The organism is Ectopseudomonas khazarica (genome assembly GCF_017915135.1).
GTDB lineage: Bacteria > Pseudomonadota > Gammaproteobacteria > Pseudomonadales > Pseudomonadaceae > Aquipseudomonas > Aquipseudomonas khazarica.
In genome coordinates this window covers 4,478,607-4,504,525 of sequence record NZ_CP068551.1, presented here as the reverse complement: position 1 = coordinate 4,504,525, position 25,919 = coordinate 4,478,607, and the positions used below count along the sequence as shown (strand labels likewise).

General features: G+C 67.4%; 26 protein-coding genes. 12 read left to right on the top strand and 14 right to left on the bottom strand.

Annotation, left to right across the window (positions count from 1 at the left end):
- Nucleotides 1-56: 56 nt before the first annotated feature.
- Both ubiX and JLK41_RS21205 read left to right on the top strand, forming a co-directional pair.
- Nucleotides 57-686: a flavin prenyltransferase UbiX gene (ubiX, locus tag JLK41_RS21210; RefSeq protein ID WP_037051506.1), complete on the top strand. Its 630-nt coding sequence runs from the start codon at nt 57-59 to the stop codon at nt 684-686.
- Between the two features lie 37 nt (nt 687-723).
- Nucleotides 724-972, top strand: a complete 249-nt coding sequence (locus tag JLK41_RS21205; protein WP_052178375.1) for a YceK/YidQ family lipoprotein — start codon at nt 724-726, stop codon at nt 970-972.
- A gap of 6 nt (nt 973-978) precedes the next feature.
- On the opposite strand, the gene JLK41_RS21200 is transcribed toward JLK41_RS21205, so the two are convergent.
- The 6 genes from JLK41_RS21200 to JLK41_RS21175 form a co-directional block, all read right to left on the bottom strand.
- The gene (locus JLK41_RS21200) at nt 979-1,458 is read right to left on the bottom strand and encodes a YbaK/EbsC family protein (RefSeq protein WP_037051508.1); all 480 of its coding nucleotides are present in this window, start codon (nt 1,456-1,458) and stop codon (nt 979-981) included.
- A gap of 163 nt (nt 1,459-1,621) precedes the next feature.
- Nucleotides 1,622-2,491 (bottom strand): MBL fold metallo-hydrolase, encoded by an 870-nt coding sequence (locus JLK41_RS21195; RefSeq protein WP_037051510.1) that lies wholly within the window; start codon nt 2,489-2,491, stop codon nt 1,622-1,624.
- A gap of 116 nt (nt 2,492-2,607) precedes the next feature.
- On the bottom strand, nt 2,608-3,786 hold the full coding sequence (locus tag JLK41_RS21190; protein ID WP_037051512.1) for an acetyl-CoA C-acetyltransferase: 1,179 nt from the start codon (nt 3,784-3,786) through the stop codon (nt 2,608-2,610).
- Between the two features lie 82 nt (nt 3,787-3,868).
- A complete protein-coding gene (locus JLK41_RS21185; RefSeq protein WP_210389767.1) occupies nt 3,869-5,641 on the bottom strand; it encodes an acyl-CoA dehydrogenase C-terminal domain-containing protein in 1,773 nt (590 codons plus the stop codon).
- Between the two features lie 60 nt (nt 5,642-5,701).
- The gene (locus JLK41_RS21180; protein ID WP_210389766.1) at nt 5,702-7,075 is read right to left on the bottom strand and encodes a solute carrier family 23 protein; all 1,374 of its coding nucleotides are present in this window, start codon (nt 7,073-7,075) and stop codon (nt 5,702-5,704) included.
- A 102-nt stretch (nt 7,076-7,177) separates the two neighbouring features.
- Nucleotides 7,178-8,797, bottom strand: a complete 1,620-nt coding sequence (locus JLK41_RS21175; RefSeq protein WP_047591075.1) for an acyl-CoA synthetase — start codon at nt 8,795-8,797, stop codon at nt 7,178-7,180.
- Nucleotides 8,798-8,938: 141 nt separating this feature from the next.
- Between JLK41_RS21175 and JLK41_RS21170 the strand changes: the two genes are divergently transcribed.
- Nucleotides 8,939-11,230, top strand: a complete 2,292-nt coding sequence (locus JLK41_RS21170) for a PAS domain-containing sensor histidine kinase (RefSeq protein WP_210389765.1) — start codon at nt 8,939-8,941, stop codon at nt 11,228-11,230.
- A gap of 87 nt (nt 11,231-11,317) precedes the next feature.
- Nucleotides 11,318-11,944, top strand: coding sequence for a response regulator transcription factor (locus JLK41_RS21165; protein ID WP_037051523.1), 627 nt, complete (start codon nt 11,318-11,320; stop codon nt 11,942-11,944).
- On the opposite strand, the gene JLK41_RS21160 is transcribed toward JLK41_RS21165, so the two are convergent.
- Nucleotides 11,941-12,663 (bottom strand): response regulator transcription factor, encoded by a 723-nt coding sequence (locus JLK41_RS21160; protein WP_134675766.1) that lies wholly within the window; start codon nt 12,661-12,663, stop codon nt 11,941-11,943. The two genes, JLK41_RS21165 and JLK41_RS21160, sit on opposite strands and share 4 nt — an antisense overlap.
- Before the next feature lie 235 nt (nt 12,664-12,898).
- On the opposite strand from JLK41_RS21160, the gene JLK41_RS21155 reads away from it, so the two are divergent.
- The 5 genes from JLK41_RS21155 to JLK41_RS21135 all read left to right on the top strand — a co-directional run bounded on the left by JLK41_RS21155 (nt 12,899) and on the right by JLK41_RS21135 (nt 17,918).
- Nucleotides 12,899-13,084: a hypothetical protein gene (locus JLK41_RS21155; protein WP_150606650.1), complete on the top strand. Its 186-nt coding sequence runs from the start codon at nt 12,899-12,901 to the stop codon at nt 13,082-13,084.
- A gap of 217 nt (nt 13,085-13,301) precedes the next feature.
- Nucleotides 13,302-13,976 carry an aquaporin Z gene (aqpZ, locus tag JLK41_RS21150; RefSeq protein ID WP_210389764.1) on the top strand — a complete coding sequence of 225 codons (675 nt, stop codon included), beginning with the start codon at nt 13,302-13,304 and terminating at the stop codon, nt 13,974-13,976.
- A gap of 20 nt (nt 13,977-13,996) precedes the next feature.
- The gene (locus JLK41_RS21145; protein WP_231499309.1) at nt 13,997-14,695 is read left to right on the top strand and encodes a GGDEF domain-containing protein; all 699 of its coding nucleotides are present in this window, start codon (nt 13,997-13,999) and stop codon (nt 14,693-14,695) included.
- Nucleotides 14,696-14,791: 96 nt separating this feature from the next.
- On the top strand, nt 14,792-15,643 hold the full coding sequence (locus JLK41_RS21140; RefSeq protein ID WP_373921496.1) for a FecR family protein: 852 nt from the start codon (nt 14,792-14,794) through the stop codon (nt 15,641-15,643).
- Nucleotides 15,633-17,918: a CHASE2 domain-containing protein gene (locus JLK41_RS21135; RefSeq protein ID WP_210389763.1), complete on the top strand. Its 2,286-nt coding sequence runs from the start codon at nt 15,633-15,635 to the stop codon at nt 17,916-17,918. The genes JLK41_RS21140 and JLK41_RS21135 overlap by 11 nt, the downstream gene beginning before the upstream one ends.
- 4 nt (nt 17,919-17,922) lie before the next feature.
- On the opposite strand, the gene JLK41_RS21130 is transcribed toward JLK41_RS21135, so the two are convergent.
- The 5 genes from JLK41_RS21130 to JLK41_RS21110 form a co-directional block, all read right to left on the bottom strand.
- Nucleotides 17,923-18,534, bottom strand: coding sequence for a class I SAM-dependent methyltransferase (locus JLK41_RS21130; protein WP_037051534.1), 612 nt, complete (start codon nt 18,532-18,534; stop codon nt 17,923-17,925).
- 3 nt (nt 18,535-18,537) lie between these two features.
- Nucleotides 18,538-18,873: a DUF5629 family protein gene (locus JLK41_RS21125; protein ID WP_037051535.1), complete on the bottom strand. Its 336-nt coding sequence runs from the start codon at nt 18,871-18,873 to the stop codon at nt 18,538-18,540.
- 16 nt (nt 18,874-18,889) lie between these two features.
- Nucleotides 18,890-19,531, bottom strand: a complete 642-nt coding sequence (locus JLK41_RS21120; protein ID WP_210389762.1) for an oxidoreductase — start codon at nt 19,529-19,531, stop codon at nt 18,890-18,892.
- A gap of 30 nt (nt 19,532-19,561) precedes the next feature.
- Entirely contained in the window at nt 19,562-21,286 is a 1,725-nt protein-coding gene (locus tag JLK41_RS21115) for a C13 family peptidase (protein ID WP_210389761.1), read from the bottom strand.
- A gap of 145 nt (nt 21,287-21,431) precedes the next feature.
- A complete protein-coding gene (locus JLK41_RS21110; RefSeq protein ID WP_037051543.1) occupies nt 21,432-21,887 on the bottom strand; it encodes a MaoC family dehydratase in 456 nt (151 codons plus the stop codon).
- 255 nt (nt 21,888-22,142) lie between these two features.
- Between JLK41_RS21110 and JLK41_RS21105 the strand changes: the two genes are divergently transcribed.
- The 3 genes from JLK41_RS21105 to JLK41_RS21095 all read left to right on the top strand — a co-directional run bounded on the left by JLK41_RS21105 (nt 22,143) and on the right by JLK41_RS21095 (nt 23,861).
- Nucleotides 22,143-22,502, top strand: coding sequence for a CidA/LrgA family protein (locus tag JLK41_RS21105; protein ID WP_037051546.1), 360 nt, complete (start codon nt 22,143-22,145; stop codon nt 22,500-22,502).
- Nucleotides 22,499-23,215: an LrgB family protein gene (locus JLK41_RS21100; protein ID WP_037051549.1), complete on the top strand. Its 717-nt coding sequence runs from the start codon at nt 22,499-22,501 to the stop codon at nt 23,213-23,215. The genes JLK41_RS21105 and JLK41_RS21100 overlap by 4 nt, the downstream gene beginning before the upstream one ends.
- A gap of 61 nt (nt 23,216-23,276) precedes the next feature.
- Complete coding sequence (locus tag JLK41_RS21095) at nt 23,277-23,861, top strand: LON peptidase substrate-binding domain-containing protein (protein WP_037051551.1); 585 nt, start codon at nt 23,277-23,279, stop codon at nt 23,859-23,861.
- A gap of 3 nt (nt 23,862-23,864) precedes the next feature.
- Here JLK41_RS21095 and JLK41_RS21090 read toward each other — a convergent pair whose 3' ends face one another.
- Together JLK41_RS21090 and JLK41_RS21085 are read right to left on the bottom strand one after the other, a co-directional pair.
- The gene (locus JLK41_RS21090; protein ID WP_210389760.1) at nt 23,865-25,181 is read right to left on the bottom strand and encodes a bifunctional DedA family/phosphatase PAP2 family protein; all 1,317 of its coding nucleotides are present in this window, start codon (nt 25,179-25,181) and stop codon (nt 23,865-23,867) included.
- Nucleotides 25,178-25,894: a DNA-3-methyladenine glycosylase gene (locus JLK41_RS21085; RefSeq protein WP_134675756.1), complete on the bottom strand. Its 717-nt coding sequence runs from the start codon at nt 25,892-25,894 to the stop codon at nt 25,178-25,180. Before JLK41_RS21085 ends, JLK41_RS21090 begins: the two co-directional genes overlap by 4 nt.
- Nucleotides 25,895-25,919 lie beyond the last annotated feature (25 nt).

Genomic DNA, 25,919 nt, shown 5'->3' with positions numbered 1-25,919 from the left:
GGGGCAGCCCGCCACCCAGATGAACCGGCGGGGCACACCCGCCCAGTGGAGCATCCATGAGCGGTCCTGAACGCATTACCCTGGCCATGACCGGCGCTTCGGGCGCGCAGTACGGCCTGCGCCTGCTCGACTGCCTGGTGCAGGAAGATCGTGAAGTGCACTTCCTGATCTCCAAGGCGGCGCAGCTGGTGATGGCGACCGAAACCGACGTCGCGCTGCCAAGCAAGCCGCAGGCCATGGCGCAGTTTCTCACCGAGTACACCGGTGCTGCGCCGGGGCAGGTGCGGGTCTACGGCAAGGAGGACTGGATGGCGCCGGCGGCATCCGGTTCGGGGGCGCCGACCGCCATGGTGGTGGTGCCGTGCAGCACCGGAACCCTGTCGGCGATTGCCAGCGGTGCCTGCAACAACCTGATCGAACGCGCCGCCGACGTGGCGCTGAAGGAGCGCCGCCAGTTGATCCTGGTGCCGCGCGAGGCGCCCTATTCGAGCATCCACCTGGAGAACATGCTCAAGCTGTCGAACCTGGGGGTGACCATCCTGCCGGCCTCGCCGGGCTTCTATCACCAGCCGCAGACGCTGGATGACCTGGTGGACTTCGTCGTCGCGCGCATCCTCAACTGCCTGGGCATTCCCCAGGACATGCTGCCGCGCTGGGGCGAACATCACATGGTCTCGGACGACTGACGTGCGCCTCGCCGCCCTGGCGCTGCTGATCCTGGCCATGCAAGGCTGCGCCACGCTGCGTACGCTGGATGCGGCCAAGGCCGACGCGCCGGTGGTGTACGCGGGGACGCGGTTGGACTGGTATGCGCTGAACGGAGGCTGTTGCCCGCTGGAACGCTTCGGCACCGAGGCGCCACGCTATCCGGGGCTGGATCTGCCGGGCAGTGCGCTGCTCGACACCCTGCTGCTGCCGTTCTCCCTGGCCGCTGCGCTGGGCGTGAGCCTGGGTGTCAGCGGCGGCCTCTAGCTTCGTTCAGCAGGCTTCGGTTTCCACCGCCTGGCAGACATCGACCCATTCGGCATCGACCAGCTCGGCCATGCGCCGCGGTGCGATGCGCACCGCGCTGTGGGTAGCGCCGGCCGCCGGCAGCACTTCATCGAAGGCCAGCAGCGAGCGGTCGCAATAGACGCTCAGTGGCGTGGCCAGGCCGAACGGGCAGACGCCGCCGACCGGATGGCTGGTCAGCTCGATCACGGTCTGTGCGTCGAGCATCTTGGCCTTGGCGCCGAAGCACTCCTTCATCTTGCGGTTGTCGATACGCGCATCGCCACGGGCGACGATCAGCAGGTCGCGTTCGGCGATGCGGAAGGCCAGAGTCTTGGCGATCTGTCCCGGCGATACACCATGGGCTTCGGCGGCCAGGGCCACGGTGGCGGTACTGGACTGCAGCTCGATGATCGAAATGTCGGGCGCCTTGGCGGCGAAGAAGGCGCGTACAGAGGCCAGGCTCATGAAGCGGTTCCCCAGGGCTGTCGAGGTGGACACGGCACCACGGCCAGTCTTCCGCTGACCAGGCGCGAACCCCTCCCTGGGGCGCCGGTGTGGTTGCGACCACGGCTGAAAAACAAGCGGCCATGCTCGCGCTGCATGACCGCTACGTCAAGGCCCGGTGGCGTCAGTTTGCCAGCAGATGCGCCGTTTTTACCGCCTCATCGAGACCATAACGGCCTTTTTCATCGCGGCTTACCCGGCCCATGGCGGTGTCCGGGTCATGGGTGAACACCAGCCGGCCGCCACGGCCGAACAGGTCGGCGAGCAGGGCTTCCTTCTCTTCGATCAGGCCTTCGGGAAAGCGGTCGTAGCCCATGGTGATCGGCAGGTGAACCCAGGGCGCGCCGGGAATCAGGTCGCCGGGGAACACCACCGGCCCACCCGGCATGGCCACCTCCGGCAGCAGCTGGCCCGGGGTGTGGCCATCGCTCCAGTGCAGGCGCCAGTCGGCGCCGAGCAGGTCGCAGTGGGTCGCGCCTGCGTCGATCAGTTGCAGGCGGCCACTGGCTTCGAGCAGGTCCAGCAGCTCCGGGATGTACGACGCACGATCACGCGCATGGGGCTGGCGCGCACGCTGCCATTGCTGGCGGCCGGTGACGAACTGTGCATGAGGGAACAGCAGGCGCGGCGGCTGGTCGTCCTGCCAGGCGGCGAGCAGGCCGCCGGCGTGATCGAAGTGCAGGTGGGTGAGCACCACGATGTCGATGTCGGCGTCGCTCAGGCCCAGCGCGGCCAGGCTGTCGAGCAGCACGTGGCGATCTTCCTGCACGCCGAAGCGCTGTTTCAGCTCCGGGCTGAAGAAGGCGCCGATGCCGGTTTCCACCAGGATGTTGCGCTCCTCTTCCTGCACCAGCAGGGCGCGGCAGCCGAGGTCGATGCGATTCAGTTCGTCGGCGGGCATCCAGCGTTGCCAGAGGGCCTTGGGGGCGTTGCCGAACATGGCTCCACCGTCGAGTTTCTGGCTGTTACCGATCAGGGTCGTCAGGGTTCGCATGGGGTTCTCTTGTTCTTGTCCGGGATTGCAGGGTGGGGCGGTGCTGCCTGAGCCACCCTGCGAGCGATGCAGACGCAGGGTGGATGGCGCTTTTTACCGCCACCGGCTCCTTTGTTCTAGCGTTCGAGAGCCAGGGCCACGCCCTGGCCGCCGCCGATGCACAGGGTGGCCAGGCCACGGCGTGCCTCGCGGCGCTGCATCTCGTGGACCAGGCTGACTAGGATGCGGCAACCCGAGGCGCCGATGGGGTGGCCGAGGGCGATGGCGCCGCCGTTGACGTTGACCTTGGCGCTGTCCCAGTGCAGCTCGCGGCCCACGGCGATGGCCTGGGCGGCGAAGGCTTCGTTGGCCTCGATCAGGTCGAGCTGCTCCAGGCTCCAGCCGGCGCGCTCCAGCGCCTTGCAGCTGGCGAACACCGGGCCGATGCCCATCACGGCCGGGTCGACCCCGGCGCTGGCGTGGGCGGCGATGCGCGCCAGCACCGGCAGGCGCAGTTCGGCGGCCTTCTCGGCACTCATCAGCAGTACCGCAGCGGCGCCGTCGTTGAGGGTCGAGGCATTACCGGCGGTCACCGTGCCGTCGCTCTTGAACGCCGCCCGCAATTTGCCCAGGCCCTCCAGGCTGGCGTCGGCGCGTGGCTGCTCGTCACGCTCGACGATCAGTGCTTCGGCACCACGGCGGGGTACGGCGACCGGGACGATCTCGGCGCTGAAGCGCCCGGCCTGGATGGCCGCCTGCGCGCGTTGCTGCGAGCGCAGGGCGAAGGCGTCCTGTTCGGCGCGGCTGATGCCGTACTGCTCGGCCAGGTTCTCGGCGGTGATGCCCATGTGATAGTCGTTGAACGCGTCCCACAGGCCATCCTGGATCATGGTGTCGAGCAGTTGCGCATGCCCCATGCGCAGGCCCGTGCGGGCGCCGGGCATGACGTAGGGGGCCAGGCTCATGTTCTCCTGGCCGCCAGCGACGATGATCTCGGCGTCGCCACCGCGAATGGCCTGGGCACCGAGGATCACCGCCTTGAGGCCGGAGCCGCAGACCTTGTTCAGGGTCATGGCCGGCACCGTGTGTGGCAGACCGGCGAGCAGGGCGCTCTGCCGCGCGGGGTTCTGCCCGCTGCCGGCAGTGAGCACCTGGCCCAGGATGACCTCGTCCACCTGGGCCTCGTCCACGCCGCTGCGGGCCAGCAGCTCGCGGATCACCATCGCACCCAGCTCCGGGGCCGGGATGCGGCTAAGCGCCCCCTGGAAACTGCCGATGGCGGTACGGCAGGCGGCGACTATCACGACTTCACGCATAAGGGGTCCTCGGCGGAGGCCTGTGCTGCCTCCGCTGCTGAATAAAAAAGCGCGGCGCAAGGCCGCGCAACACGCTCAACCTTCAGAATTGCTCGGCGGCCAGGCCGTACAGCGGCTGGCTGCCGGCTCGAATGCTCGCTTCCAGACTCAGGGTGCGCGGCAGCAGGCGGCTGAAGAATAACTCGGCAGTGGCCAGCTTGGCGCTGCAGAAGGCTTCGTCCTCGGCCTGCTTGCGCTGCGCCACGGCGGCCATGCGCGCCCACATGTAGGCGTAGGCGACGTAGCCGAACAGGTGCAGATACTCCACCGAGGCGGCGCCCACCGAGTTGGGGTCGGCCTTGGCCTGCTCCAGCACCCAGCCACTGACCGCCTCCAGGCGCTCCAGTGCTTCGACCAGGCGCTCGCCATGGGACGACGCGTTGGCGTGGGCGAAAGCACGCACTTCACTGGCGAACAGGCGCAGTGCGGCGCCGCCGTTGGCCACCACCTTGCGCCCGAGCAGATCGAGGGCCTGGATGCCGTTGGTGCCTTCGTAGATCTGCGCGATACGCACGTCGCGCACCAGCTGTTCCTGGCCCCACTCGCGGATGTAACCGTGGCCGCCGAACACCTGCTGGCCATGCACGCAGCTTTCCAGGCCGGTGTCGGTGAAGAAGGCCTTGGCCACCGGTGTGAGCAGCGCGACCAGGGCTTCGGCGTTCTGCCGCTCGCCGGCATCCTCGGCGTACTTGGCCAGGTCCAGCTGCTGGCCGACGTAACAGGCAAAGGCGCGGCCGCCTTCGTTGAGCGCCTTCATGGTCAGCAGCATGCGGCGCACGTCGGCATGCACGATGATCGGGTCGGCGACCTTGTCCTGATTGACCGGGCCGGTGGCGGCGCGGCTCTGGATGCGCTCGCGGGCATAGCCGACCGCCGACTGGTAGGAGGCCTCGGCGCAGCCGATGCCCTGGATACCGATGGACAGGCGTTCGTAGTTCATCATGGTGAACATCGCCGCCAGGCCCTTGTTGACCTCGCCGATCAGGTAGCCGGTGGCGCCGTCGAAGTTCATCACGCAGGTGGCCGAGGCCTTGATACCCATCTTGTGCTCGATGGAGCCGCAGCTCACCGCATTGCGCGCGCCCAGGCTGCCGTCGGCGTTGACCAGCACCTTGGGCACCAGCAGCAGCGAGATGCCTTTCGGGCCCGCGGGTGCATCCGGCAGCTTGGCCAGCACCAGATGGATGATGTTCTCGGTCAGGTCCTGCTCGCCGCCGGTGATGAAGATCTTGCTGCCGGTGACCTTGTAGCTGCCATCGGCCTGGGGTTCGGCGCGGGTGCGGATGATGCCCAGGTCGGTACCGGCATGGGCCTCGGTCAGGCACATGGAGCCGGCCCAGCGACCCTCGTACATCGGTGGCAGGTAGGTGCTCTTCAGTTCCTTGCTGGCGTGGGCGTCGATGGCCAGGCAGGCGCCGGAGCTCAGCGCCGAGTACAGGGCGAAGCTGGAACCGGCGGCGTAGAGCATTTCCTCGAAGGCCACGGCGAGCATCTTGGGCATGCCCATGCCGCCGTACTCGGGGTTGCCAGAGAGGCCGACCCAGCCGCCCTCGGTGTAGGTGGCATAGGCTTCGCGAAAGCCTGCCGGGGTGCGTACCTCGCCCGCTTGCCACTGCGCGCCTTCCTCGTCGCCACTGCGGTTGAGCGGGGCGATCAGGGTGCCGGTGACCTTGGCCGCCTCTTCGAGGATGGCGTCGGCGGTGTCGGCGTCGACGGTTTCCGCCAGGGCCGGCAGGCGCGCCCACAGGCTCGGCGCCTGGAACACGTCATGAAGGACGAAGCGCATGTCGCGCAGCGGGGCGTTGAATTCGGGCATGGTGCAACCTCGACAGCAGGGGCGCCGCGACGAGCGCGGCGCGTGTGGAACGAAAAAGCGTCAGTCGGCTTCAGCGGTCTCGCTCGGCTTATCCTTGACGCTGGTGAATTTAAGCAGATGGGTGCGCTCGACCAGAATGTACAGCGCAGCGCCTGCGGCCAGGCCCCAGCCCGCGCCGTAGACGGCGAGCACCACACCCATGGTGCCGGCGACACCGCGTTCGGTGTTGTTGTTCAACTGCTCGAAACCGACCATCAGGCAGATGTAGCCGGTGAGGATCAGCGTCAGCGACAGGGCGATCGGCAGCACCGGCTGGAAGAAGCTGACCAGCGGCAGCATGAACAGCGCGGCGAAGCCGGTGATCCAGAAGGTGCCGGCGCCGCTGTAGATCGAGTCCATCGCCTTGCGTCCGTACTTGTAGCGCTCGGCCATGGTCGCCGCCACCGCCGTCCACAACGGCCCGGCGAGGCCAGGGTAGGGCGCGAAGAAGGCGTGCAGGGCGTTGCGGATGGCGGTCACCAGGTGCACGCGGTCGACGTTGTTTTCGATCACTTCATCGGTACGCAGTTCATCGGCGCGCTGCATCAGCGACTGGCCGACGATGATGTCGCCGAAGGCGATCACGTAGGCGATCACTGCGGTGGGAACGGCCAGCATGAACACGTCCAGGCCGGGGAAGCCGACGCTGAACGGCAGGTAGTTCCACATCTCGCCGAAGGCCGGCGCGGTGATGCCCCACCTGACGTCCGGCATCTTGTACTCGCCCACGGCGATGCCGATGAAGATGGCTATCAGCATCCCGGGCACCATGCCGTAGTTGACCACCTTGCGCGCCAGCGGCAGGCGCTCGGTCAGGCCCTTGAACGATACCGAGAACATCAGGTACAGGCAGATCAGGCTGCCGAGCACCAGCGAGATCGGCGTATTGGCCAGGCGTCCGCCGGCACTGATCTCGCCCATCAGGGCGGCGATGCCGGCGCCGATGATGATGCCGCCCTTCATCGAGTTGGGGATCAGCCGCACCAGTGTGCTGCCCAGGCGCGTGACGCCGAGGAAGAGGAAGATCACGAACACCAGGAACTGCAGGGCGAACAGCGCCCGGATGGCCTCCGGGCCCGGTTCGTAGTTGCCGAGAAACAGCAGCACCACGGGGATGCCGGGGGTGATCCAGCCGGGCACGAAGGGCACGCCGAGCAGCGCCGGCAGCATGAAGCCGATGCCGCATACCACCACGTAGGCCAGCGCCACATCGTAGGGCAGGCCGAGGTACTTTTCCAGCAGCGGGATCATCGCCAGGCTGACCACGAACATGATCAGCGCCTGCAGCATCTCGGCGGTTTCCCAGCGGTAGTGGACGAAAGGCAGGCGCACCTTGAACGGGCCGACAGGCCAGTGCGGTTGCTCGTCGCCGTCACGGCGCTTGAAGATTTGCATGAGGGTTCTCCGTCGGCCGCCAGGGCCGGTTCTTGTTGTTGTGAAAACGGTAGGCTGCGGTCTGTGGGAGGTGCTCGCGGCTGAAGCCCCTCCCACACAGGGTCAGAGCGCCTTGGCCATGTCGCGCAGGACGAACTTCTGGATCTTCCCGGTGCTGGTCTTCGGCAGTGCCGTGAAGACCACGGTCTTCGGCACCTTGAAGCCGGCCAGGTGCTCGCGGCAGAAGGCCATGATGTCGCTGTCGCTGGCCTGCTGGCCGGTCTTGAGGGTGATGAAGGCACAGGGCGTCTCGCCCCATTTCTCGTCCGGGCGGGCGACCACGGCGGCCTCCAGCACGGCAGGGTGGCGATAGAGCACGCCCTCGACCTCGATGGTGGAGATGTTCTCGCCGCCGGAGATGATGATGTCCTTGAGGCGGTCGCGGATTTCCACGTAGCCATCGGCGTGGCACACGCCCAGGTCGCCGGTGTGGAACCAGCCGCCCTCGAAGGCTTCGCTGGTGGCGCTGGGGTTCTTCAGGTAGCCCTTCATCACGGTGTTGCCGCGCATGAAGATCTCGCCGATGGTCTGGCCGTCACGCGGGACCGGCTCGAGGGTTTTCGGGTCGGCGACCATGACGCCTTCCAGGGTCGGGTAGCGCACGCCCTGACGCGCCTTGATGGTGGCGCGCTCCTCCAGCGGCAGGTCGTCCCACTCGGCGTGCCAGGCGCACAGGGTCACCGGGCCGTAGACCTCGGTCAGGCCATAGACGTGGGTCACGGAGATGCCCATCTCTTCCACCGCGCCGATCACCTTGGCCGGTGGCGCGGCGCCGGCGACCATGGCCTTGACCGGATGATCGATGGCCGCCTTGGCCTCCGCCGGCATGTTCACCAGCGCGTTGAGCACGATGGGCGCGCCGCACAGGTGGCTGACCTGCTCGTCGCGGATCAGGGTGAGGATCTTCGCCGGGTCGACGCGGCGCAGGAACACGTGCACGCCCGCCAGCGCGGTGATGGTCCAGGGGTAGCACCAGCCGTTGCAGTGGAACATCGGCAGGGTCCACAGGTAGACCGGGTGGTTGCCCATGTTCCAGGTCATCTGGTTGCCCATGGCGTTGAGGAACGCGCCGCGGTGGTGGTAAACCACGCCCTTGGGGTTGCCGGTGGTGCCGGAGGTGTAGTTGAGGCTGATAGCCTGCCACTCGTCCGTCGGCCATTGCCAGGCGAACTCCGGGTCGCCCTCGGCGAGAAAGGCTTCGTAGTCCAGGTCGCTGACCGCCTGGCCTTCGCCGTACTCGGGGTCGTCGACATCGATCACCAGCGGCGGATGGTCGAGCATGCCGATGGCCGCGTGGATCACATCGAAGAACTCGCGGTCGGCGATCACCACCTTGGCTTCGCCATGCTGCAGCATGAAGGAGATGGCTTCGGCATCCAGGCGCACGTTGAGGGTGTTGAGCACCGCGCCGATCATCGGCACGCCGAAGTGCGCCTCGAGCATCGCCGGGATGTTCGGCAGCATCACCGCCACCGTGTCGCCCTTGCCGATTCCGCGTCCGGCCAGTGCCGAGGCCAGGCGCCGGCAGCGCGCGTAGGTCTCGGCCCAGTCACGTCGAATCGAGCCATGCACCACGGCCGGGTAGTGCGGGTATACCGCCGCCGTACGTTCGATGAAGCTCAGGGGGCTGAGGGCGACGTGGTTGACGGCGGCGCGGCCGAGGCCCTGTTCGTAGATCGACATGGCGGATACACCTTTGGCTGATTGTTAGCTCTGGTTATTCCGGTAATGATGCAGGCATTACCGAATCTTTCTGGCGGTAATTTATAGGGCATTTCTAATTTATATGGAAGTTGTACCAAGGTTTTATAGAATAATTACTATATGAGTCTTTCGAGCGATCAGGCGGCCGTGCCGCTGCAGGCCTGGCTACGCATTCAGCGCGAGGCGCCGTCCCTCAACGAACGGGCGGCGGCTCTGCGCCGCGCCGTGCTGGGTTGCCCGCAGGTGCGCCAGGCCTGGTACCTGGCCTGGCAGCCGGCCAGCGGGACCTATGCGCAGGAGGGCGGCGGCCCGCGCCTGCCGCCGGGGCAAGGCGACCCCCTGGCTGCTGGCGACCAGGTGCTGTTCGAGGCGCTGCTGGCGCAGCCGAGCATGAGCCTGGACGCATTGCGCCAGCTGCCGTGCTGGCTGGCCGGACGCTTGCGCCGCGCCGCCATCCACCATGGCCAGGCGCTGGCGCTGAGCCTGGAGGACGGTAGTGCGGGGCTGTTGCTGCTGCAGGTGGAGGAAGGCGCCGGGCTGGAGTGGTTGCCCTGGCTGCGTCAGTTGCTGGTGCAGCTGGTTGGCCTGGCCGGCGGCATGAGTCGCAGTGCGCCGTTGCTCTCGGCCGATCCGCAGCCGGCGCTGCTGCTCGACGAACGAGCGCAGCCGCTGGAGTTCAACCAGGCCTTGCAGGCGCTGCTTGGCGAGCGCTCGCTGGCGCAGGTCGAGGCCTTGCTGCCGGTCAACCACCTGCCACTGGTGCGTGCCTGCCTGGAGCAGCGCAGGGCCATCGAGGCGGTCGAGGCGCAGGATGGCGAGCGCATCCTGATCTGGAGTTTCATCCCCGACCTGGCGGAGCGGCAGGTGCTGGCGCGCTGCCGCGAGGCGACCCAGGAGGTGCGTGATCAGCGGGAAGCCGCGCGTGCGCGTCGCCTGTACCGGCTGATCACCGAGAACACCACGGACCTGATTTCCCGCCACACGCCCGAAGGCGTGTTCCTCGATGCCTCGCCCGCCAGCTGGACCCTGCTCGGCTACTGGCCGGAAGAGCTGCGCGGGCGCAGCGTGGACAGCCTGCTGCATCCGCTGGACCAGACCCAGCAGGCGCGCCAGGCCTATGAGGCGCTGGAGCAGGATGGCTATCACACCATGACCTACCGGATTCGCCATCGGGACGGCCATTACCTGTGGTTCGAGACCGCCAGCCGCGCCATTCGCGAGACCTACACCGGCGCGGTGGTGGAGGTGGTCAGTGTCTCGCGCGACATCACCGCACGCACTCAGGCCGAAGAGAACAAGCGGCGTCTGGCCGAGGTCGTCGAGGCCAATACCGATCTGGTGCTGTTCATCGAACCGGGCGGACGCCTGACCCACCTCAACCCCTCGGCACGCCGGGCGCTGGGCATCGCCGCCGAACAGCCGCTGCCGACCTTGCCGCAACTGCTGGCCGAGGCCGATCTGGCGCTGCTCGAACGCGAGGGCTGGGCCCGCGCCGATGCCGGCGGTGTGTGGAGCTGCGAGGCGCGCCTGCTGCCGCTGGCAGGGGGCTCGCTGCCGGTGTCGCTGGTGTTGCTGGCGCATCGTGGCGCCGGTGATGAGCGCTACTACTCGCTGGTGGCGCGGGACATGACCGAGCGCGAACTGCGCGAGGCCCAGCAGCGTCGCCACCAGGACGAGCTGGCGCACACCGCGCGCCTGGTCACCCTGGGCGAGCTGGCCTCGGGCATCGCCCATGAGATCAACCAGCCGCTGGCGGCGGTGGTCAACTACGCCGGCGCCAGCCAGCGCTACCTGCAGGGCGTCGGCGGCGACCCGGCGGCGACGGACAAGGTGGCCCAGGGCCTGGCGCGCATCACCGAGCACGCCAACCATGCCTCGGAGGTGATCAAGCGCCTGCGTGCCTTCCTGCGCAAGGGCCAGCGGCGCATGCAGGCGCTCGATCTGGCCGAGGTGGCGCGCGAGGCGGTGCGCCTCTGTCACTGGGAAGCCGGTGCCGCGCAGGTGGCGGTGTGCGACGCCTTGCCGGACAATCTGCCGCCGGTGTTCGCCGACCGGGTACTGCTCGAACAGGTGCTGCTCAACCTGCTGCGCAATGCCATCGAGGCCAATCGTGAAGTGCATGCCGGCGCGGCTTCGCAGATTCGTCTGGAGGCCTGCGAGCAGGACGGCAGCCTGGCGATCCGTGTGCTCGACCAGGGGCCGGGGGTCAGTGACGAGCAACTGGTCAAGCTGTTCACGCCGTTCTACACCAGCAAGGCGGAGGGCCTGGGTCTCGGCCTGTCGATGAGTCGCAGCATCGTCGAGGGCTTCGGCGGTGCGCTGGAGGCGTTCCCGCTGGAGGGCGGCCTGTGCCTGGAGTGCCGCTTGCCGCTGGGCAGGGACGACGAGTCGTTGTCGAACAGTCGCGGCTAGGGCCCCTCCCACGAAGCCTGCACGCTGTGGGAGGGGCTTCTAGCCGCGAGCGATGAAATGCATAACAACAAAAGGAGCTGCACGCGGATGCAACAACTGGTTTATGTGGTCGATGACGACCAGGGCATGCTCGATTCGACGCTCTGGCTGCTGGAATCGGTGGGCCTGAAAGGCGTGCCCTTCACCAGTGGCCGTGCCTTTCTCGAAGCCTGCGAGGCGAACGCCAATGCCTGCGTGCTGCTGGATGTGCGCATGCCGGGGATGGGCGGGCTGAACGTGCAGGACGAGATGCGTGCGCGCGGCATCGAGCTGCCGGTGATCTTCGTCAGTGGCCATGCCGATGTTCCCATCGTGGTGCGTGCGTTCAAGGCCGGCGCGGTGGATTTCATCGAGAAGCCCTACAACGAGCAGCTGCTGCTCGACAGCGTGCAGCAGGCGCTGGAGCGTCGTGCGCCGGTACCGCGCCGCGATTCACGTCTGGCCGAGGTGCAGGCGCGTCTGGAGCAGCTCACCCCGCGCGAGCGTGACGTGCTGCTGCCGCTGGTGCGCGGCTACACCAACCGTGAGGTGGCCGAGCAGCTGCATATCAGCGTGAAGACCGTCGACCTGTACCGCTCGCGGGTGATGAAGCGCATGCAGGCCGAGACCCTGCCGGAGCTGGTGGGCATGGCCATCGCTGCGGGGCTGGTGGATGCGCTGGCGCTGCGGGGCTAGTGGGCCTGCTCGTCGCCGACGCGCTCCAGCCGATAGCCATAGCCGTAGATGGTGAGCAACTGCCAGCCATGTTCGGGCGACAGGCCCAGCTTGTTGCGCAAACGGTAGATGTGGGTATCCAGCGGGCGCGAGGAATGCACTTCTTCATGGGGCCAGAAGCGCTCGTAGAAGTACTCGCGTGATAGCGGGCGGCCTAGGTTGTTGAACAGATAACGCGCAATGCGGTACTCGCGCTCGGTCAGCGTCACCGGCTGGCCGGCGCGGCTGACGCAGAGCTCGGCGTCGTCGAACAGCAGGTCGCCGAACTGACTGCGTTCGGCCTCTGCCGGGCGGACTCCGCCCCGACGGCGCATCACCGCGAGGATGCGCGCCCGCAGCTCGTGCGGGCGAAAGGGCTTGCAGATGTAGTCGTCGGCACCGGCGTTGAGGGCTCGCACCACGTCCTGCTCGCTGTCGCGGCTGGTGATCATGATCACCGGTGGCGAATCTTCCAGGTGCTCACGGCTCCACTTGAGAATCTGCAGGCCACTGATGTCCGGCACCTGCCAGTCGAGGATGAGCAGGTCGTAGCGCTCGCGCTTGAGCCGCCGGAGCATCTCTTCACCGCGACAGAAACAGTGCGTGAGCCAGGGCGCGCGCTGCGACTCGTCCATGCTCTGCAGGGTCTGCTCGAGGCGCTGCAGTTCAGCCGTCTCATCGTCCAGTATCGCCACGCGCATGGCCTGTCCTCCGTTACTTCGCTGCTCTGATCGCCTGGCTGGCGATGAATTCTCGCTGATTCTGAAGAAATGTGACGGATCCCTCAAATCCCGCGGGGTGCTTGCTAGAGTCCGCGTCAAAGGGAGGGGCCCCGGTGTTGTCTGCGGGGCCTGCATCAGGCCGCCAGGGAGAGGGCGGATGTCTGGAGGCAAAGGGGCGTTGATGCGTACAGGAGTCGTGTTGGCATTGGGGTGCTTGGCTCTGTTGTCGGTCACGCCCACGCGTACTCGGGTGTTCGTCGAGGCAGAAGCGGCGTTGCCACGCCAGCCGGTAGGCCATCTCGAGCAGAGGGTCTGGTCCCGTCCTGCGGTGCCGGAACATCTGCTGCTGATCGGCGACGACTACCCGCTGGAGGTGGTGAGGCCGCGCTGGGTCTTCTGAAGACCCTTTCCAGGGACGGTTTGGGTACCCGGCTTGGGTGTCCGGGCAGGGAGCCCGCATCGAACCGGTCCGGGATGGACCTTGCCTCGTGGCTCAGGGACTGGCCGTCGGGGTTCCTGGCGGTGGACGGCGTGCCATGGAGGCTGCCGTCGGCTGGCCAGAGGGGCGCAGGGAGGCGCTGCCCCTCGTTCATGTCGTGTGTGCTGGAGTGATGATGATGAATAAATACGCTACCGAACTGCTTGGTACGTTCTGGCTGGTGATGGGGGGCTGCGGTACGGCCATCCTGTCGGGGTTCGGTGTGGGCCTGCTGGGTATCTCCCTGGCGTTCGGCCTGAGCGTGCTGACCATGGCCTATGCGGTGGGGCATGTCTCCGGTGCGCACTTCAATCCGGCGGTGACGCTGGGTGTGTGGGCCGCCGGGCGTTTCCCCTCGAGGGATGTGCTGCCCTACATGCTGGCGCAGGTGGCTGGCGGCCTGTTGGCCGGGGGCGCGCTGTACCTGATCGCCGCCGCCAGCTCGGACTTCGATCTGGTCGGCTCCGGCTTCGCCGCCAATGGCTATGGCGAGCACTCTCCCGGCGACTACCCGCTGCTGGCGGCGCTGATCTGCGAAGTGCTGATGACCGCGATGTTCCTGCTGATCATCCTGGGCGTCACCTCCGGGCGAGCGCCCACCGGCTTTGCGCCGCTGGCCATCGGCCTCGCGCTGACGCTGATTCACCTGATCAGCATTCCGGTGACCAACACCTCGGTGAACCCGGCGCGCAGTACCGCCGTGGCCGTCTATGTCGGTGGCTGGGCCATCGAGCAACTCTGGCTGTTCTGGCTCGCGCCGTTGCTGGGCGCGGTCCTGGGTGCCGGATGTCACCGCCTGATCGGGCGTGAATGAATTCGCAACGGAGGTGGGCGATGGCAACTATCACATCGATCCATGGTGCGGACGTATCACCTCCGCATGGGCTGACGCATGCCCGGTTGCGCCAGTTGCTGGAGGCGCTGCATGCCCAGCAGCACACCGAGCAGATCATGCAGGCGCGCATCGTCAGCCTGCAGGTCGAACTCGATGGATACCGCAAGCGCCTGCAGCGCCTCAACGGGCTGGCTCACCAGCAACAGCGCCAGGCGCTGACCGATGTGCTGACGAAGCTGCCGAATCGCCGGGCCTGGGAACTGCGCCTGAACGAAGCGCTGGCCTGTCACCGGCGCCACGGCGGCGACCTGCAACTGGCATTCCTGGATGTGGATCACTTCAAACGCATCAACGATGACTTCGGTCATCCGGCGGGCGACAAGGCCTTGCGCCTGATCGCCCGGTTGCTGGCGTCGCGTTTGCGCGACAGCGACTTTCTGGCGCGATATGGTGGCGAGGAGTTCGCTATCCTGTTGCCCAATACCGGCCGGGAAGCCGGCTACGCGGTGCTCTCGGAACTGTGCAAGAGCATCGAGTCGGCGCCCTTTCATGTGCGTGGCCGGCGCCTGCGTATCACCTGTTCGGCTGGTCTGGCGTCGTTCTCGGCTGGTGAGTCGGGCGTGGATACCCTGCGCCGGGCCGATCAGGCCCTGTACAGAGCCAAGAGAAATGGCCGCAATCGCCTGGAGTTGGACTGAGTGACAAGGGAAATGGGGATGCTGGGGTTGCGTGGTGCCTTGAGCGCTGGCGCGTGGTTCTGCAGGGCATTGCTGGTCGTGGGGGCGTGCGCCAGCGTGGACGCATTGGCCGAGCCTGTCGAGGACGGCGAGCTGGCCGGCCCGCTGGCTCCGCAGTTGCCCGTCTATGTCCAGTACCTGGAAGGGCGGGCGTGGATAGTCGATGCGCGCGGCGCGGAAACGGCGTTGCGCGAAGGCATGCTGGTCGATGACAAGGAAGGTATTCGCACCGAGGACTCCACGTTCGTCAGCCTGGTCAGTGGCGACGGTTCGCGCATCGTCTTGCCGTCCAGCTCCCAGGTCGAACTGCACTGGGAAGAGGAGCACGAACGCCTGCAGATCATGCTGCGCCAGGGCCAGGTCGAATCCTACGTGCGCAAGCAGGCGGAGGACGACGAGCACTATCAGGTGCTGACCCCGGTCGGGGTGCTTGGCGTGCGTGGTACCCACTTCCGCGTGCGCATTGCGGAGGGGGAAACGCGCAGTCTGTCCGAGGTGCTCGAAGGGGGTGTCGCGGCGCGGCGCGTCGATGACGAGCAGTCTGCGGTGCTGGTCGGTGCCCGTCAGGGGCTGAACCTGCTGCCACAGGGCGAGCTGCGTCCGGTCGAGCTGCTACCGGCGCCGCGTCTGCTGGGGCAGGGCGGTCGCGACATGAGTTCGGGCAACTGGACACTGCTGCTGCAGCCGCTGCCCGGCGCCACCCGCTATCGCGTGCAGCTGGCCAGCGACGAACAGTTCCTGCGCATTCGCCAGGAGCGTTTTTCCGAGACGCCCAGCGTCAACTTCAGCGGGCTGCCGGTCGACACCTACCACGTGCGCCTGTCCGCCTTCGATGACAATGGCCTGGAAGGCATGACCTCGGTCTACCAGATCCTCTATCTGCCGGCCTGGCGTCGCAATGCCCCATGAGCCGGGGCGCTCGGGCGCCTTCTCGATGTCCGGGCGGCTGTTCCGGCGCATCGTCCGTGAATGGGCGTTGCTGGCGCTGATCCTGCTGCCGCTGGTCGCCTTTCTCGCGCAGGGGCGACTGAGCACGCTCGACAACCTGATCTACGACCGCTTGCTCGGCTGGACCGCAGTGCCGCAGGACTCGCGCTTGCTGCTGGTGGAGATCGATGACCGCAGCCTGGCGGCCATCGGTCGCTGGCCCTGGCCCAGAGGCGTGCATGCCGACCTGATCGAGCGTCTGCACCAGGCGGGGGCCGAACTGGTGTTGTTCGACGTGATCTTCACCGAATCGGCCCGTCCTGAAGAGGATGAGCCGCTGGCCAGGGCAGTCTGTCGCTCAGGCAATCTGCTCCTGCCGCTGCTGCGTGACGGCAGGACCCGGCAGGGCCAGGCCCCGGGTGAGATCCTGCCCTTTTCATCGCTGCGCGAGTGCGCGCTCGGCCTCGGTCACATCAATGTCGAGGCGGATGGCGACGGCGTGGTGCGCTCCGTCTACTTGCACGAGGGCCCGCCGGGGCGAACGCGCCCCCTTCTCGCGCTGCAGGCCTTCGCCCATCTGCAGCCGGATGCCGCCGCCGAGTTGCCGGGGCGCCCGGACGGGGAGCTGCTGGCCGGCTGGCAGCGGCAGAACAGGATCCGTATTCCGTTCTCGCGGCAGTTCCCCGTCGTGCCCTATCTGAGCGTGCTGCGCGGGGAAGTGCCGGACAGCCTGTTGCGCGGTCGCGTGGTACTGGTCGGCGCCAGCGCGCCGGGTCTGGGCGACCGCTACGTCACTCCCGTGGCCGGTAGTGCGGGCGTGACGCCGGGGGTGGCGATCCAGGCCAGCATTCTCAACGGTTTGCTGCAACGGCGCAGCATCGTCGAGCCCGCCGCCTGGGTCACGGCGCTGATGGCCTGCCTGCCGGTGGCGTTGCTGCTGATCGCCTTCCTGCTGGCGCGCTTGCGTCACGCCCTGGCGCTGACACTGCTGATGGCCGCCGCGAGCCTGGCGCTGTCCTGGGGGCTGCTGTCCAGCGGCTGGTGGTGGTCGCCCGCGGCGAGTCTGCTGGGGCTGCTGCTGACCTACCTGCTATGGCACTGGCGGCGGCAGAGTGCGGTCCTGGCCTACTTCGGCTGGGAGCTGGCCCGCCTGGACGCCGAACCCCGCGTGCTACCCGAGCAGGACGTGGCGGCCGCCCCCGAGGGGGATGTGCTGCAGCAACGTATCATGGCGCTGGAGCGCGCGCTGGCGCGGGTTCGCGACACCCGCCGCTTCATGACTGAGGGGCTGGAGCAACTGCCCGTGGCGACACTGGTGTGCGATCCGCAGGGGCTGATCCTGCTGAGCAGCGCAAGGGCCCGGCGCATCGTCGGCGATGCCCGTCTGGGCGGGCAGGTGAACGAGTTGCTGGTCGAGCTTGGCTATCCGCCGGGCCTCGCGGGTGACCTGCGTGACATGGGTGGCGTGGAGTTCCGCAGCCCGTCCGGTCTGCACCTGCGCCTGGAAGTGGCAGCGATGCGCTCTGCCAGCGGAGCGCTGGCACTGGGCTGGCTGGTGGCCCTGCTCGACCTGAGCGCCGAGCGCGAGGCGCAGGCGCAGCGCAGCACCATGCTGCGCTTTCTGTCGCATGACCTGCGGGCGCCGCACTCGGCGATTCTCGCCCTGCTCGAGCTGCAGAAGCGCGTGGCGCCGGGTGACGACAGCGTGCTGCAACAGATCGAGGGGCAGGTCCGGCGGGCGCTGGGCCTGACCGAGGATTTCGTTCAACTGACGCGTGCCGAGTCCGAGGACTATCGCTTCGAACCGACCCTGATCGGGACGATCGCGCTGGACGCCTTCGAGCAGGCCTGGCCGCTGGGGCGCGCCAAAGGCATCGAGCTGGTGCACCGGCTGGACGACGACGAGACGCTGGTCAGCGCCGACCACGGGCTGTTGTGCCGCGCGCTGTTCAACCTGCTGGAAAATGCCATCAAGTACAGCCCGTCCGGAACGCGCGTCGAGCTGGCGCTGCGGCTCGAAGGCGACTGGATCTGCTGCAGCGTCATCGACCAGGGGCGTGGTATCGCGGCCGCGGACCTGTCCCAGCTGGCCCTGCCATACCGGCGGCTGGGCGATGTCGAGGCGAGCGAGGGGCTTGGCCTGGGGCTGACCATGGTGCGGGCCGTGGTCGAGCGGCATGCCGGGCATCTGGTCTGCGAGAGCGAGGTCGGTACGGGCAGCCGTTTCAGTATCGTCCTGCCGCGTCTGGAGAGCTGAGCGCTCAGTCTGCCCAGCCGCGATAGACGTGGGTCATGGGCCGTGGACCCTTGAGGTAGCCGCTGTCCAACTGGCGGATGTGAAAACCACCGGCCTGGATCAGCGCCGGTATGTCACGGTCCAGGTGGCAGCCGCCGGCCAGGGGTTTCCACACCGGCGTGAGGCGTCGCTGCCAGCGCACCACTGGCTGATCGGGTGCCAGGCCGTGTTCGCAGAACAGCAGGCGACCTTCCGGCTTGAGCACGCGGCGCATCTCCCTGAGCGCGGCGACGGCGTCGGGAATGGTGCAGAGGGTGAAGGTACAGACGATGTCGTCGAAGCTGGCATCCGCCGCCTGGATCTGCCCCAGCTCCAGGGCGATCATCTCCACCGCGACAGGGCAGCGCGCGGCCCGTTCGCGGGCCAGGCGCTGCATGTCGGCGGAGGGGTCGACCCCGACCACGACCTCGACCCGCTGCGGATCGTAGAACGCCAGATTGAGACCGCTGCCGATGCCGATCTCCAGCACCCGGCCCCGTGCCAGTGGCACGATCTGCGAGCGGGCTTTCATCACCGCCCCCATGCCGCAGGCGAAGTCGATCAGCTGCGGCAGCACATGACGGTCGTAGAAGCCCATGGCCTAGGCTTCGTCCTCATCGTCATCGTTGTCACCGCGAAAGGCGGCGAAGCACTTGAGGTCATGGCTGACGCCGTCACTCTCGAGGTGCCAGCTGTCGTCCTCTTCGCTGTGGCGTGCGGCCTGGACCGAGGCCAGGGAAAACTTCCACAGGCGCCGTTCGCGGCCATCGATGCAGTGCACCTGCAGCAGGGGCTTGGCCGAACTGTCGCTGCCGGCCGTGCCCGCGCTGATCTGTGCCAGCAATTCGGTGTCGAGGTCGAACTGCCAGGCGTACAGGCCGTCGATCTCCAGCATGTCGGCGTCTTGCAGGGCTTCGATCAGGCTCGTCGGTTTCATCGTTTCATCCACGGCATCAGCGCCCCAGACGGCGCAGGTCGGCAGACTCTATCACGCGGATACCGTCCTCTTCCTCCAGCGCCAGGCGCCACAAGGCACGGGCCAGGGCGCAGGCGTCGATGCCGCGGTACTTGCCTGGCAGCCAGCGCAGCAGGGGGGCCGCGAGGCGCTCGCCAAGGCGGAATTCATGGCGCGCCCCGAGCAGCAGCGACGGGCGGGCGATGGTCAGTTGCGGCCAGCTCATGGCCTTCAGCGCCTCTTCGGTCTCGCCCTTGACGCGGTTGTAGAACACCGACGATTTCGGGTTGGCGCCGAGTGCGCTGATCACCACCAGGTGCCGCGCACCCAGCTCGCGAGCCCGGCGGGCGAAGGCCAGGATCAGGTCATGGTCGATGGCGCGAAAGGCTTCCTGCGAGCCTGCCTGCTTGATGGTGCTGCCCAGGCAGCAGAACGCGGTATCGACCTGGCCGGACAGTTGCGGCAGCAGACCCTGCAGTTCGCCAACCGGGTTTTCCAGGTGTGGGTGGGCTGCCAGGGGGCGACGGGTTGGCGCCAGCACGCGGGCTACCGTCGGTTCGCTGAGCAGGCGATCGAGCAGGTGTTCGCCCGTGAGCCCGGTGGCTCCGGCGATGAGGATGTGCTGCGGAGTCAGATACATGCATTTGTCTCTTGTTCGTTACAACTGAGCTTAGTCGTTCGCTGCAGGGCTGGCCACGGCACTGAGTGCGCGTTCGGCCTGGCTCTGGCGCAGGTTGCGCCAGTGCTGGAGTACACCACGCGGCGCCCAGATCTGCGGTTCGGAGGGTTCGAAACCGTCGCTCTGCTCACGTTCGGCAACTCTTTCCTTGGCCAGTTCAAACGCTCGTTCGAGATTGTCGGTCTCGCCCAGTGCCTCGGCGAACAGGGCGCGGCCGAAATAGGTGAAGTCGTTCTCTTCGCTGCAGCCGAAGGACACCCGGTCGGCCCGTGCCGCGGTCATTACCAGGGTCTTCTCGTCCTTCAGCGGTGGGATGAAGCCGCCGGAGTAGCAGGCGGAGATCACCACCACCTTGTTGCGCTGCTTGAGCGGCGCCAGCAGCGCGGCGAGCTCGCTGGCCGGCAGGTCGGCCAGCTGCAGGCGTGGCTGGTCGAGGCTGAGTTCGTGACGGCGCGAGCCGTGGCTGGTCAGGTAGATGAAGATCAGGTCTTCCTCGCCAGTGCGCTCGGCCAGCGTCCGCACCACCCGGGTCAGGTTCTCGCGGGTGGCCAGCGGGCGGTCGGCGAGGTGGTCGCGGTGGTTGACCAGGGTGGTGCTGGAGAAGGCGCCGAAGCGTTCGCGCATCAGGCTGCTGACGTAGTCGGCCTCGCGCATGAACACGCTCTGCTTGCCGTCACCGGCCAGGCTCAGGGCGTACAGCTCGCGCGCCGGCGTGGATGCCGGGATGGCGGCGATGGTCTCGTCGAGCAGACGTCCCTGCAGCAGCAGGCCCAGTTCGAGGCTGTCCGGCAGCGCCTTGCCCTGTTCGTCGCGGATCAACCGGCCGCGCTGCCAGGTGCCGACCAGACGGCTGCCATCGGCCTGGGTCAGGGTGCCCTTGCCATTGTATTCCCCGGCGGCGAAGCGCCCCTGGTAGACACTGCCGTCGGCCAGGGTCAGCAGGCCTTCACCGGCGTATTGCCAGTCCTCGAAGTCGCCGAGGTAGCGGGTGCCGTCACCATCGTTGTATTCCCCGGAGCCCTGCATCACGCCGTCGATGAACTCGCCGGCCCAGACTGCGCCGCTGGCGCTCTGGTAGCGGCCCTTGCCGTTGAAGTCGCCGTTGTGGAAGCCACCGCTGTAGGTGTCGCCGTCGGCGCTGCGATAGCTGCCCTGGCCATTGAGCTGCCCCTGGCTGAACACGCCGCTGTACTGGTCGCCATAGGCATCGTCGCGCACGCCCTGACCCTCGGGCTGGCCGTCGACGAATTGCCCCTGGAAGCTGCTGCCGTCGGCCATCTCCAGTTTGCCCAGGCCATGGAACTGGTCGTTGCGGAACTCGCCCTGGTAGCGCTGCCCGTGCTGTTCGAACACGCCTTCGCCGCTGAAGCGGTTGCGCTCGAACTGGCCCTGATAGCGACTGCCGTCGCTGTAGGTGAGGGTGCCCTGGCCATGGAACATGCCCTGGTGGAACTCGCCCTGGTAGTGCTCGCCACCCGGTCCCTGCCATTCGCCGTCGCCTTCGAGCATGCCGTCCTGGAACTGGCCGACGAACCAGCTGCCGTTGCGGTAGTCCAGGCGCCCGGGGCCCTGCAGCAGGCCATCGACGATTTCACCACGGTACTGGCCGCCATCCGGCAGGGTGGCGTTGGCGGGCAGCAGCGGACGCGCTTCGTCGCAACCGGCGAGGAGCAGGGCCAGACAGAGAGGGAGCAGGCGCAGGGCAGGGGGATTCATCGCGGACATCCAAGTCGGTACGTTGCGAGCAGTATGCCGCAAGCCCGGATGCTTGCGCTGCTGCACTGCACGCTTTGCCGTCGCAAGGTTGCCGCTTCCGGCGGCGAACGCCGGAAGCGACAACGACTCGGTATGCCCGGGGGGCTCAGACGAAGCAGAGGGTCAGCGGTTCGGCGATGTAGGCAGGTTTCTCCTGGCCTTCGATCTCCAGTACGGCGCGTGCCTTGAGCAGCCACTGGCCGGGGTTCTTCTCGTTGGCGTCGGTCAGCGTCACCACCAGGCGCACCCTGGAGTCGACCTTGACCGGCTGGATGAAGCGTACGCTGTCGAGGCCGTAGTTCACCGCCATCTTCAGGCCTTGCGGCATGATCATGATCTTTTCCATCAGCATCGGTACCAGCGACAACGAGAGGAAGCCGTGGGCGATGGTGGTGCCGAAGGGCGTCAGCTTGGCCTTTTCCGGATCGACGTGGATGAACTGGTGATCGCCGGTGCACTCGGCGAACTGGTTGATGCGCTCTTGATCAATGGTCAGCCACTCGGATTTGCCGAGTTCCTTGCCAACCTGGTCCTTGAGCTCTGCTACGGGTACGAACGGCATAGTTCCTCCTTGAGGACGCGGGTGTTTTTCTTGTGTGCGTGAATCCGTTGCGGCCTAGATCATCATGAGGGCAGCAGTCGGTCAAGCCTGCCTTGGCGCACTGAATGACGCGGCATAGGCCAGCCTGACGAAGCAATACGGAGGCCAGTGACGGCGTATCACGCCTATAATGGCCGACATGCCTCAAAGGATGCCCGGAATCCCCTCGTTCAGTCGGGGGTGATGGTCATCGCTCGTCTTCTGGAGACCTCAACCATGCTGCTTCGCGGCCTCTCCTGGCTGGTGCTCTGTCAACTGCTCGGCACCGCCCTCAACGTTCTGCTGCTGCCGATGCTGCCCGGCCCGATCATCGGCATGCTGCTGTTGTTCGTCTTTCTCCTGCTGCGCGGCGAAGTGGGTGAACCGCTCAGCGTCGCCTCCAGCAGCCTGCTGAAGTACCTGCCGCTGATCCTGGTGCCGCCGGCCGTTGGCGTGATGGCTTATGCCAGCGATATCGCTGCGGATTTCTGGGCGGTGGTCGGCGCGCTGCTGCTGTCGTTGTTGCTGTCGGTGGCGTTTGCCGGCTGGCTGATGCAGAAGCTGATCGAGCGCCAGCAGCGCCGGGAGGACGCATGAGTCCGGACTGGCAGGGCGCCTGGCAGGCGCTGACGCATCACCCGCTGTTCGGCATCGGCATCACCCTGGGCGCCTACCAGCTGGCGATGGCGGCCTACGAACGTACCCGCTGGGTGTTCCTGCAGCCGGTGCTGGTGTCCATGCTCACGGTGATCGGCATTCTCCTGCTCTGCGGCCTGAGCTTCGCCGAGTACAGGAACAGCGTGGCCGCGCTGACCCTGCTGCTCGGCCCGGCCACCGTGGCTCTGGCGGTGCCGCTGTATCTCAACCTGCGGCGGATTCGCCAGCTGTTCTGGCCGATCGTCCTGACCCTGCTGCTCGCCGGAACCGTCGCCACCGTGCTCGGTGCGGGGCTGGCCTGGCTGTTCGGTGCCGAGCACCTGATGCTGATGAGCATGGCGCCGAAGTCGGTGACCTCGCCGATCGCCATGCTGGTGGCCGACCAGATCGGCGGTATCGCGGCGCTGGCCGCGGTGTTCGTGATGATCACCGGGGTCATCGGCGCCATCGTCGGGCCGTCGATCCTGCGCCTGTGCCGGGTCCACCATCCGGCGGCGCAGGGCATGGCGCTGGGCATCACCGCGCATGCGGTGGGGACGGCGCGGGCGCTGCAGGACAGCGATGAGAGCGGTGCCTTCGCGGCCCTGGCCATGAGCCTGATGGGGGTGATCACGGCGGTGCTGTTGCCGCTGGCGATTGCCCTGTTCCTGTGAGAGCCTGCCCCACGACCGACCACACGTCGCCTGCGCGGCGTCGAAAACAGGCTGTGAAACCATGAATCTCCCGCTGTTTCCGCTGAACACCGTGCTGTTTCCGGGCTGCGTGCTCGACCTGCAGGTATTCGAGGCGCGCTACCTGGACATGATCAGCCGCTGCATGAAGCAGGGCAGCGGTTTTGGCGTGGTCTGCATCGTCGAGGGCGAGGAGGTGGGCGAGGCCGCCAGCCGTTTCGCCGCCATCGGCTGCGAGGCGCTGGTGCGCGACTTTCAGCAGCGCACCAATGGCTTGCTGGGGATTCGGGTCGAGGGCGGGCGGCGCTTTCGTGTCGAGCGGGCGCAGGTCCTGCCCGATCAGCTGACCGTCGCCGAGGTGCACTGGCTGGAGGAACAGCCGGACAGTCCGCTGCACGGCGAGCATGCCGACCTCGCCGCCCTGCATGCGGCACTGGCCGAGCATCCGCTGGTCGCCGGGCTGGAGATGGCGGGGGTGGTCAGCGGCCAGCAGCAACTGGCCAACCAGCTGGCCTACCTGCTGCCGCTGGAGCCGGGGCAGAAGCTGCAACTGCTGCAGCTGGACGATCCCGGCCTGCGCCTGGAGCAGCTGCACGCCATGCTGGAGCTGCTTCAGGGCGATGCCTGAGCCTCAGTAGGCGTAGCGCAGCAACGCCGTCGACAGTTGCCAGGTGGCCATGCCACCGAGTACCGCCAGGCAGGCTGGCAGCACGATCCACCACAGGCGCGCCGGGAGTGCCGGCAGCGGCTGCTGGCGCTGGCACAGGGCCAGGCTGAGGCCGCAGACGGTCGAGGCCAGCAGGGCGCCGGCGATGATGTCGCTGGGCCAATGCACACCCAGGTAGACCCGCGACAAGGCGATCGCCACGGCCGGCAGGCTGGCCACCACCAGCCAGGCGAGCCGCAGGCGCGCCGATTGGCCGCGCCCGGCCAGCACGCCGAGCACCAGGAAGAAGGCGAAGGCCGCCGAACTATGGCCGCTGGGGAAGCTGAAACTGGTCAGGGGTTCGCTCAGCACGTCGGGGCGGGCCCGGGCGAAACCATGCTTGAGCGCCGTGTTGCTCAGCGCCGTCAGCAGCAGGGTGGAGCCGGCGAACAGCAGGTGACGCCAGCGCCGCGCCAGCAACAGCAGGGCGCACAACACAATGGCGGCCGCCAGCTGGGTATGGAAGTCCCCCAGCCGTGTCAGGGTGCCGATCCACTTGTCCAGGTGCGCCTGGCGCTGTTCCTGGACCAGGCTCATCAAGCCCTGGTCCAGGGCATCCAGATGCGGCCAGCCGATGACCATGGCCAGCAGCAACAGCAGACTGAGGCAGCCGCCCAGCAGGCTGGCGCGTGGTTTCTCCGCCAGGCTGGCTTGAATCGTCGCCAGCAGGACCACGCCGATGCCAGCCAGCAGCAACGCGGCTTCGCTCCAGAAACCCTCGGCCATCGGCAGGCGCAGCGCGGCGCCGGTCGCCCAGCCCGGCAGCAGGTAGGCCACGGCCCAGCCAGCGGCGGCGACGAGGCTGACCAGCACGAAGCGCAGCAGCGGCATGTCGAGCATGCCGGCCACCATCGGCAACATCGGCCGCAGCGGGCCGATGAAGCGACCGACCAGCAGGCTGGCCACGCCATAGCGCTGGAAGTACAGCTCCGCGTGGAGGACCCATTGCGGGTGGCGGCGCAGGATCGGCAGGCGCCCGATGTTGTGCTTGAAGTGCCGGCCCAGCGTGTACGACAGCAGGTCGCCGCACACTGCGCCGGCATAGGCCAGCGCCAGCGTCTGCCACAGGCCGAGGACGCCGCTGCCCGCGAGCAGGGCGACGCTGAACAGCAGGACCACGCCGGGCAGGAGGATGCCGACCAGGGCCAGGCACTCGAGCAGGGCAATGAGGAAGATCGCCAGCCCCAGCCACTGCGGGTGGCCGCCCAGCCAGGTGGTCAGGTTGTCCAGCCAGGCGCTCATCGCTGCCCTTCCTCGGCGTTCAGCAGTCGATAGTCGCGGCCTTCGACCTGGCCCCGGCGCAACGGGTTGCGTGTGCAGTGGCGGGCAAAGGCGGCATCGACGAAGCGGTAGGGCAGGTGCTCGTCACGCCCCAGGGGGATGCCCAGGCGTGCGCACTGGATGATCGCCTGCGGACGTTCGCCGACATCCTCGACGAACAGCCGCAGGGGATCGAAACGCTGCGCATCCCACTCCGGCACCTTGAGGCCGAGCGTCTTGCACAGCAGGGTCTGTCCGGCGCAGAGGCGTTCGGGCGGGCGTGGCTGGCCGAGGCGGTCGGGGTTGTTGCGCTGCATGGTGGCGAGCGTCTGTGCGTCGCTGATGGCGTCGAACCAGGGGTGTGCGGACTTGATCAGCACGGCATTGCCAGGGCCGCAGGCGCTGAAGTTCAGCGAGTCGCCGCCACGGGCGTAGTACATGTAGATGTGCCCGCCGCCTTCGAACAGCGCCTTGCGCTTCTCGGTGTAGCCGAGCGAGGCGTGGCTGCCCTTGTCGACCAGGTAGTAGGCCTCGGTCTCGATGATGCGCGCACTCAGCCACTGCTCGCCGACGCGGTGACGGATCACCTTGCCGAGCAGTTCGCGAGCCAGCAACTGGGCGTCGCGGTCGAAGAAGGCAGCGGGCAGTGGCCGGGCGCCAGGCCAGGGCAAACTTAGGGTGGGTTCGGCGGGCATGATCTGTCGCAGGGACTCGTGGCGT

Coding starts and splice junctions, on each gene's coding strand:
- JLK41_RS21185 (WP_210389767.1), bottom strand. CDS start 5,641: ATGCCCGAATTCAACGCCCCGCTGCGCGACATGCGCTTCGTCCTTCAT.
- JLK41_RS21205 (WP_052178375.1), top strand. CDS start 724: ATGCAAGGCTGCGCCACGCTGCGTACGCTGGATGCGGCCAAGGCCGAC.
- JLK41_RS21145 (WP_231499309.1), top strand. CDS start 13,997: ATGGCAACTATCACATCGATCCATGGTGCGGACGTATCACCTCCGCAT.
- JLK41_RS21130 (WP_037051534.1), bottom strand. CDS start 18,534: ATGGGCTTCTACGACCGTCATGTGCTGCCGCAGCTGATCGACTTCGCC.
- aqpZ (WP_210389764.1), top strand. CDS start 13,302: ATGAATAAATACGCTACCGAACTGCTTGGTACGTTCTGGCTGGTGATG.
- JLK41_RS21160 (WP_134675766.1), bottom strand. CDS start 12,663: ATGCGCGTGGCGATACTGGACGATGAGACGGCTGAACTGCAGCGCCTC.
- JLK41_RS21115 (WP_210389761.1), bottom strand. CDS start 21,286: ATGAATCCCCCTGCCCTGCGCCTGCTCCCTCTCTGTCTGGCCCTGCTC.
- JLK41_RS21125 (WP_037051535.1), bottom strand. CDS start 18,873: ATGAAACCGACGAGCCTGATCGAAGCCCTGCAAGACGCCGACATGCTG.
- JLK41_RS21120 (WP_210389762.1), bottom strand. CDS start 19,531: ATGTATCTGACTCCGCAGCACATCCTCATCGCCGGAGCCACCGGGCTC.
- JLK41_RS21105 (WP_037051546.1), top strand. CDS start 22,143: ATGCTGCTTCGCGGCCTCTCCTGGCTGGTGCTCTGTCAACTGCTCGGC.
- JLK41_RS21195 (WP_037051510.1), bottom strand. CDS start 2,491: ATGCGAACCCTGACGACCCTGATCGGTAACAGCCAGAAACTCGACGGT.
- JLK41_RS21200 (WP_037051508.1), bottom strand. CDS start 1,458: ATGAGCCTGGCCTCTGTACGCGCCTTCTTCGCCGCCAAGGCGCCCGAC.
- JLK41_RS21165 (WP_037051523.1), top strand. CDS start 11,318: ATGCAACAACTGGTTTATGTGGTCGATGACGACCAGGGCATGCTCGAT.
- JLK41_RS21135 (WP_210389763.1), top strand. CDS start 15,633: ATGCCCCATGAGCCGGGGCGCTCGGGCGCCTTCTCGATGTCCGGGCGG.
- JLK41_RS21100 (WP_037051549.1), top strand. CDS start 22,499: ATGAGTCCGGACTGGCAGGGCGCCTGGCAGGCGCTGACGCATCACCCG.
- JLK41_RS21190 (WP_037051512.1), bottom strand. CDS start 3,786: ATGCGTGAAGTCGTGATAGTCGCCGCCTGCCGTACCGCCATCGGCAGT.
- JLK41_RS21170 (WP_210389765.1), top strand. CDS start 8,939: ATGAGTCTTTCGAGCGATCAGGCGGCCGTGCCGCTGCAGGCCTGGCTA.
- JLK41_RS21085 (WP_134675756.1), bottom strand. CDS start 25,894: ATGCCCGCCGAACCCACCCTAAGTTTGCCCTGGCCTGGCGCCCGGCCA.
- JLK41_RS21090 (WP_210389760.1), bottom strand. CDS start 25,181: ATGAGCGCCTGGCTGGACAACCTGACCACCTGGCTGGGCGGCCACCCG.
- JLK41_RS21175 (WP_047591075.1), bottom strand. CDS start 8,797: ATGTCGATCTACGAACAGGGCCTCGGCCGCGCCGCCGTCAACCACGTC.
- JLK41_RS21180 (WP_210389766.1), bottom strand. CDS start 7,075: ATGCAAATCTTCAAGCGCCGTGACGGCGACGAGCAACCGCACTGGCCT.
- JLK41_RS21110 (WP_037051543.1), bottom strand. CDS start 21,887: ATGCCGTTCGTACCCGTAGCAGAGCTCAAGGACCAGGTTGGCAAGGAA.
- JLK41_RS21095 (WP_037051551.1), top strand. CDS start 23,277: ATGAATCTCCCGCTGTTTCCGCTGAACACCGTGCTGTTTCCGGGCTGC.
- ubiX (WP_037051506.1), top strand. CDS start 57: ATGAGCGGTCCTGAACGCATTACCCTGGCCATGACCGGCGCTTCGGGC.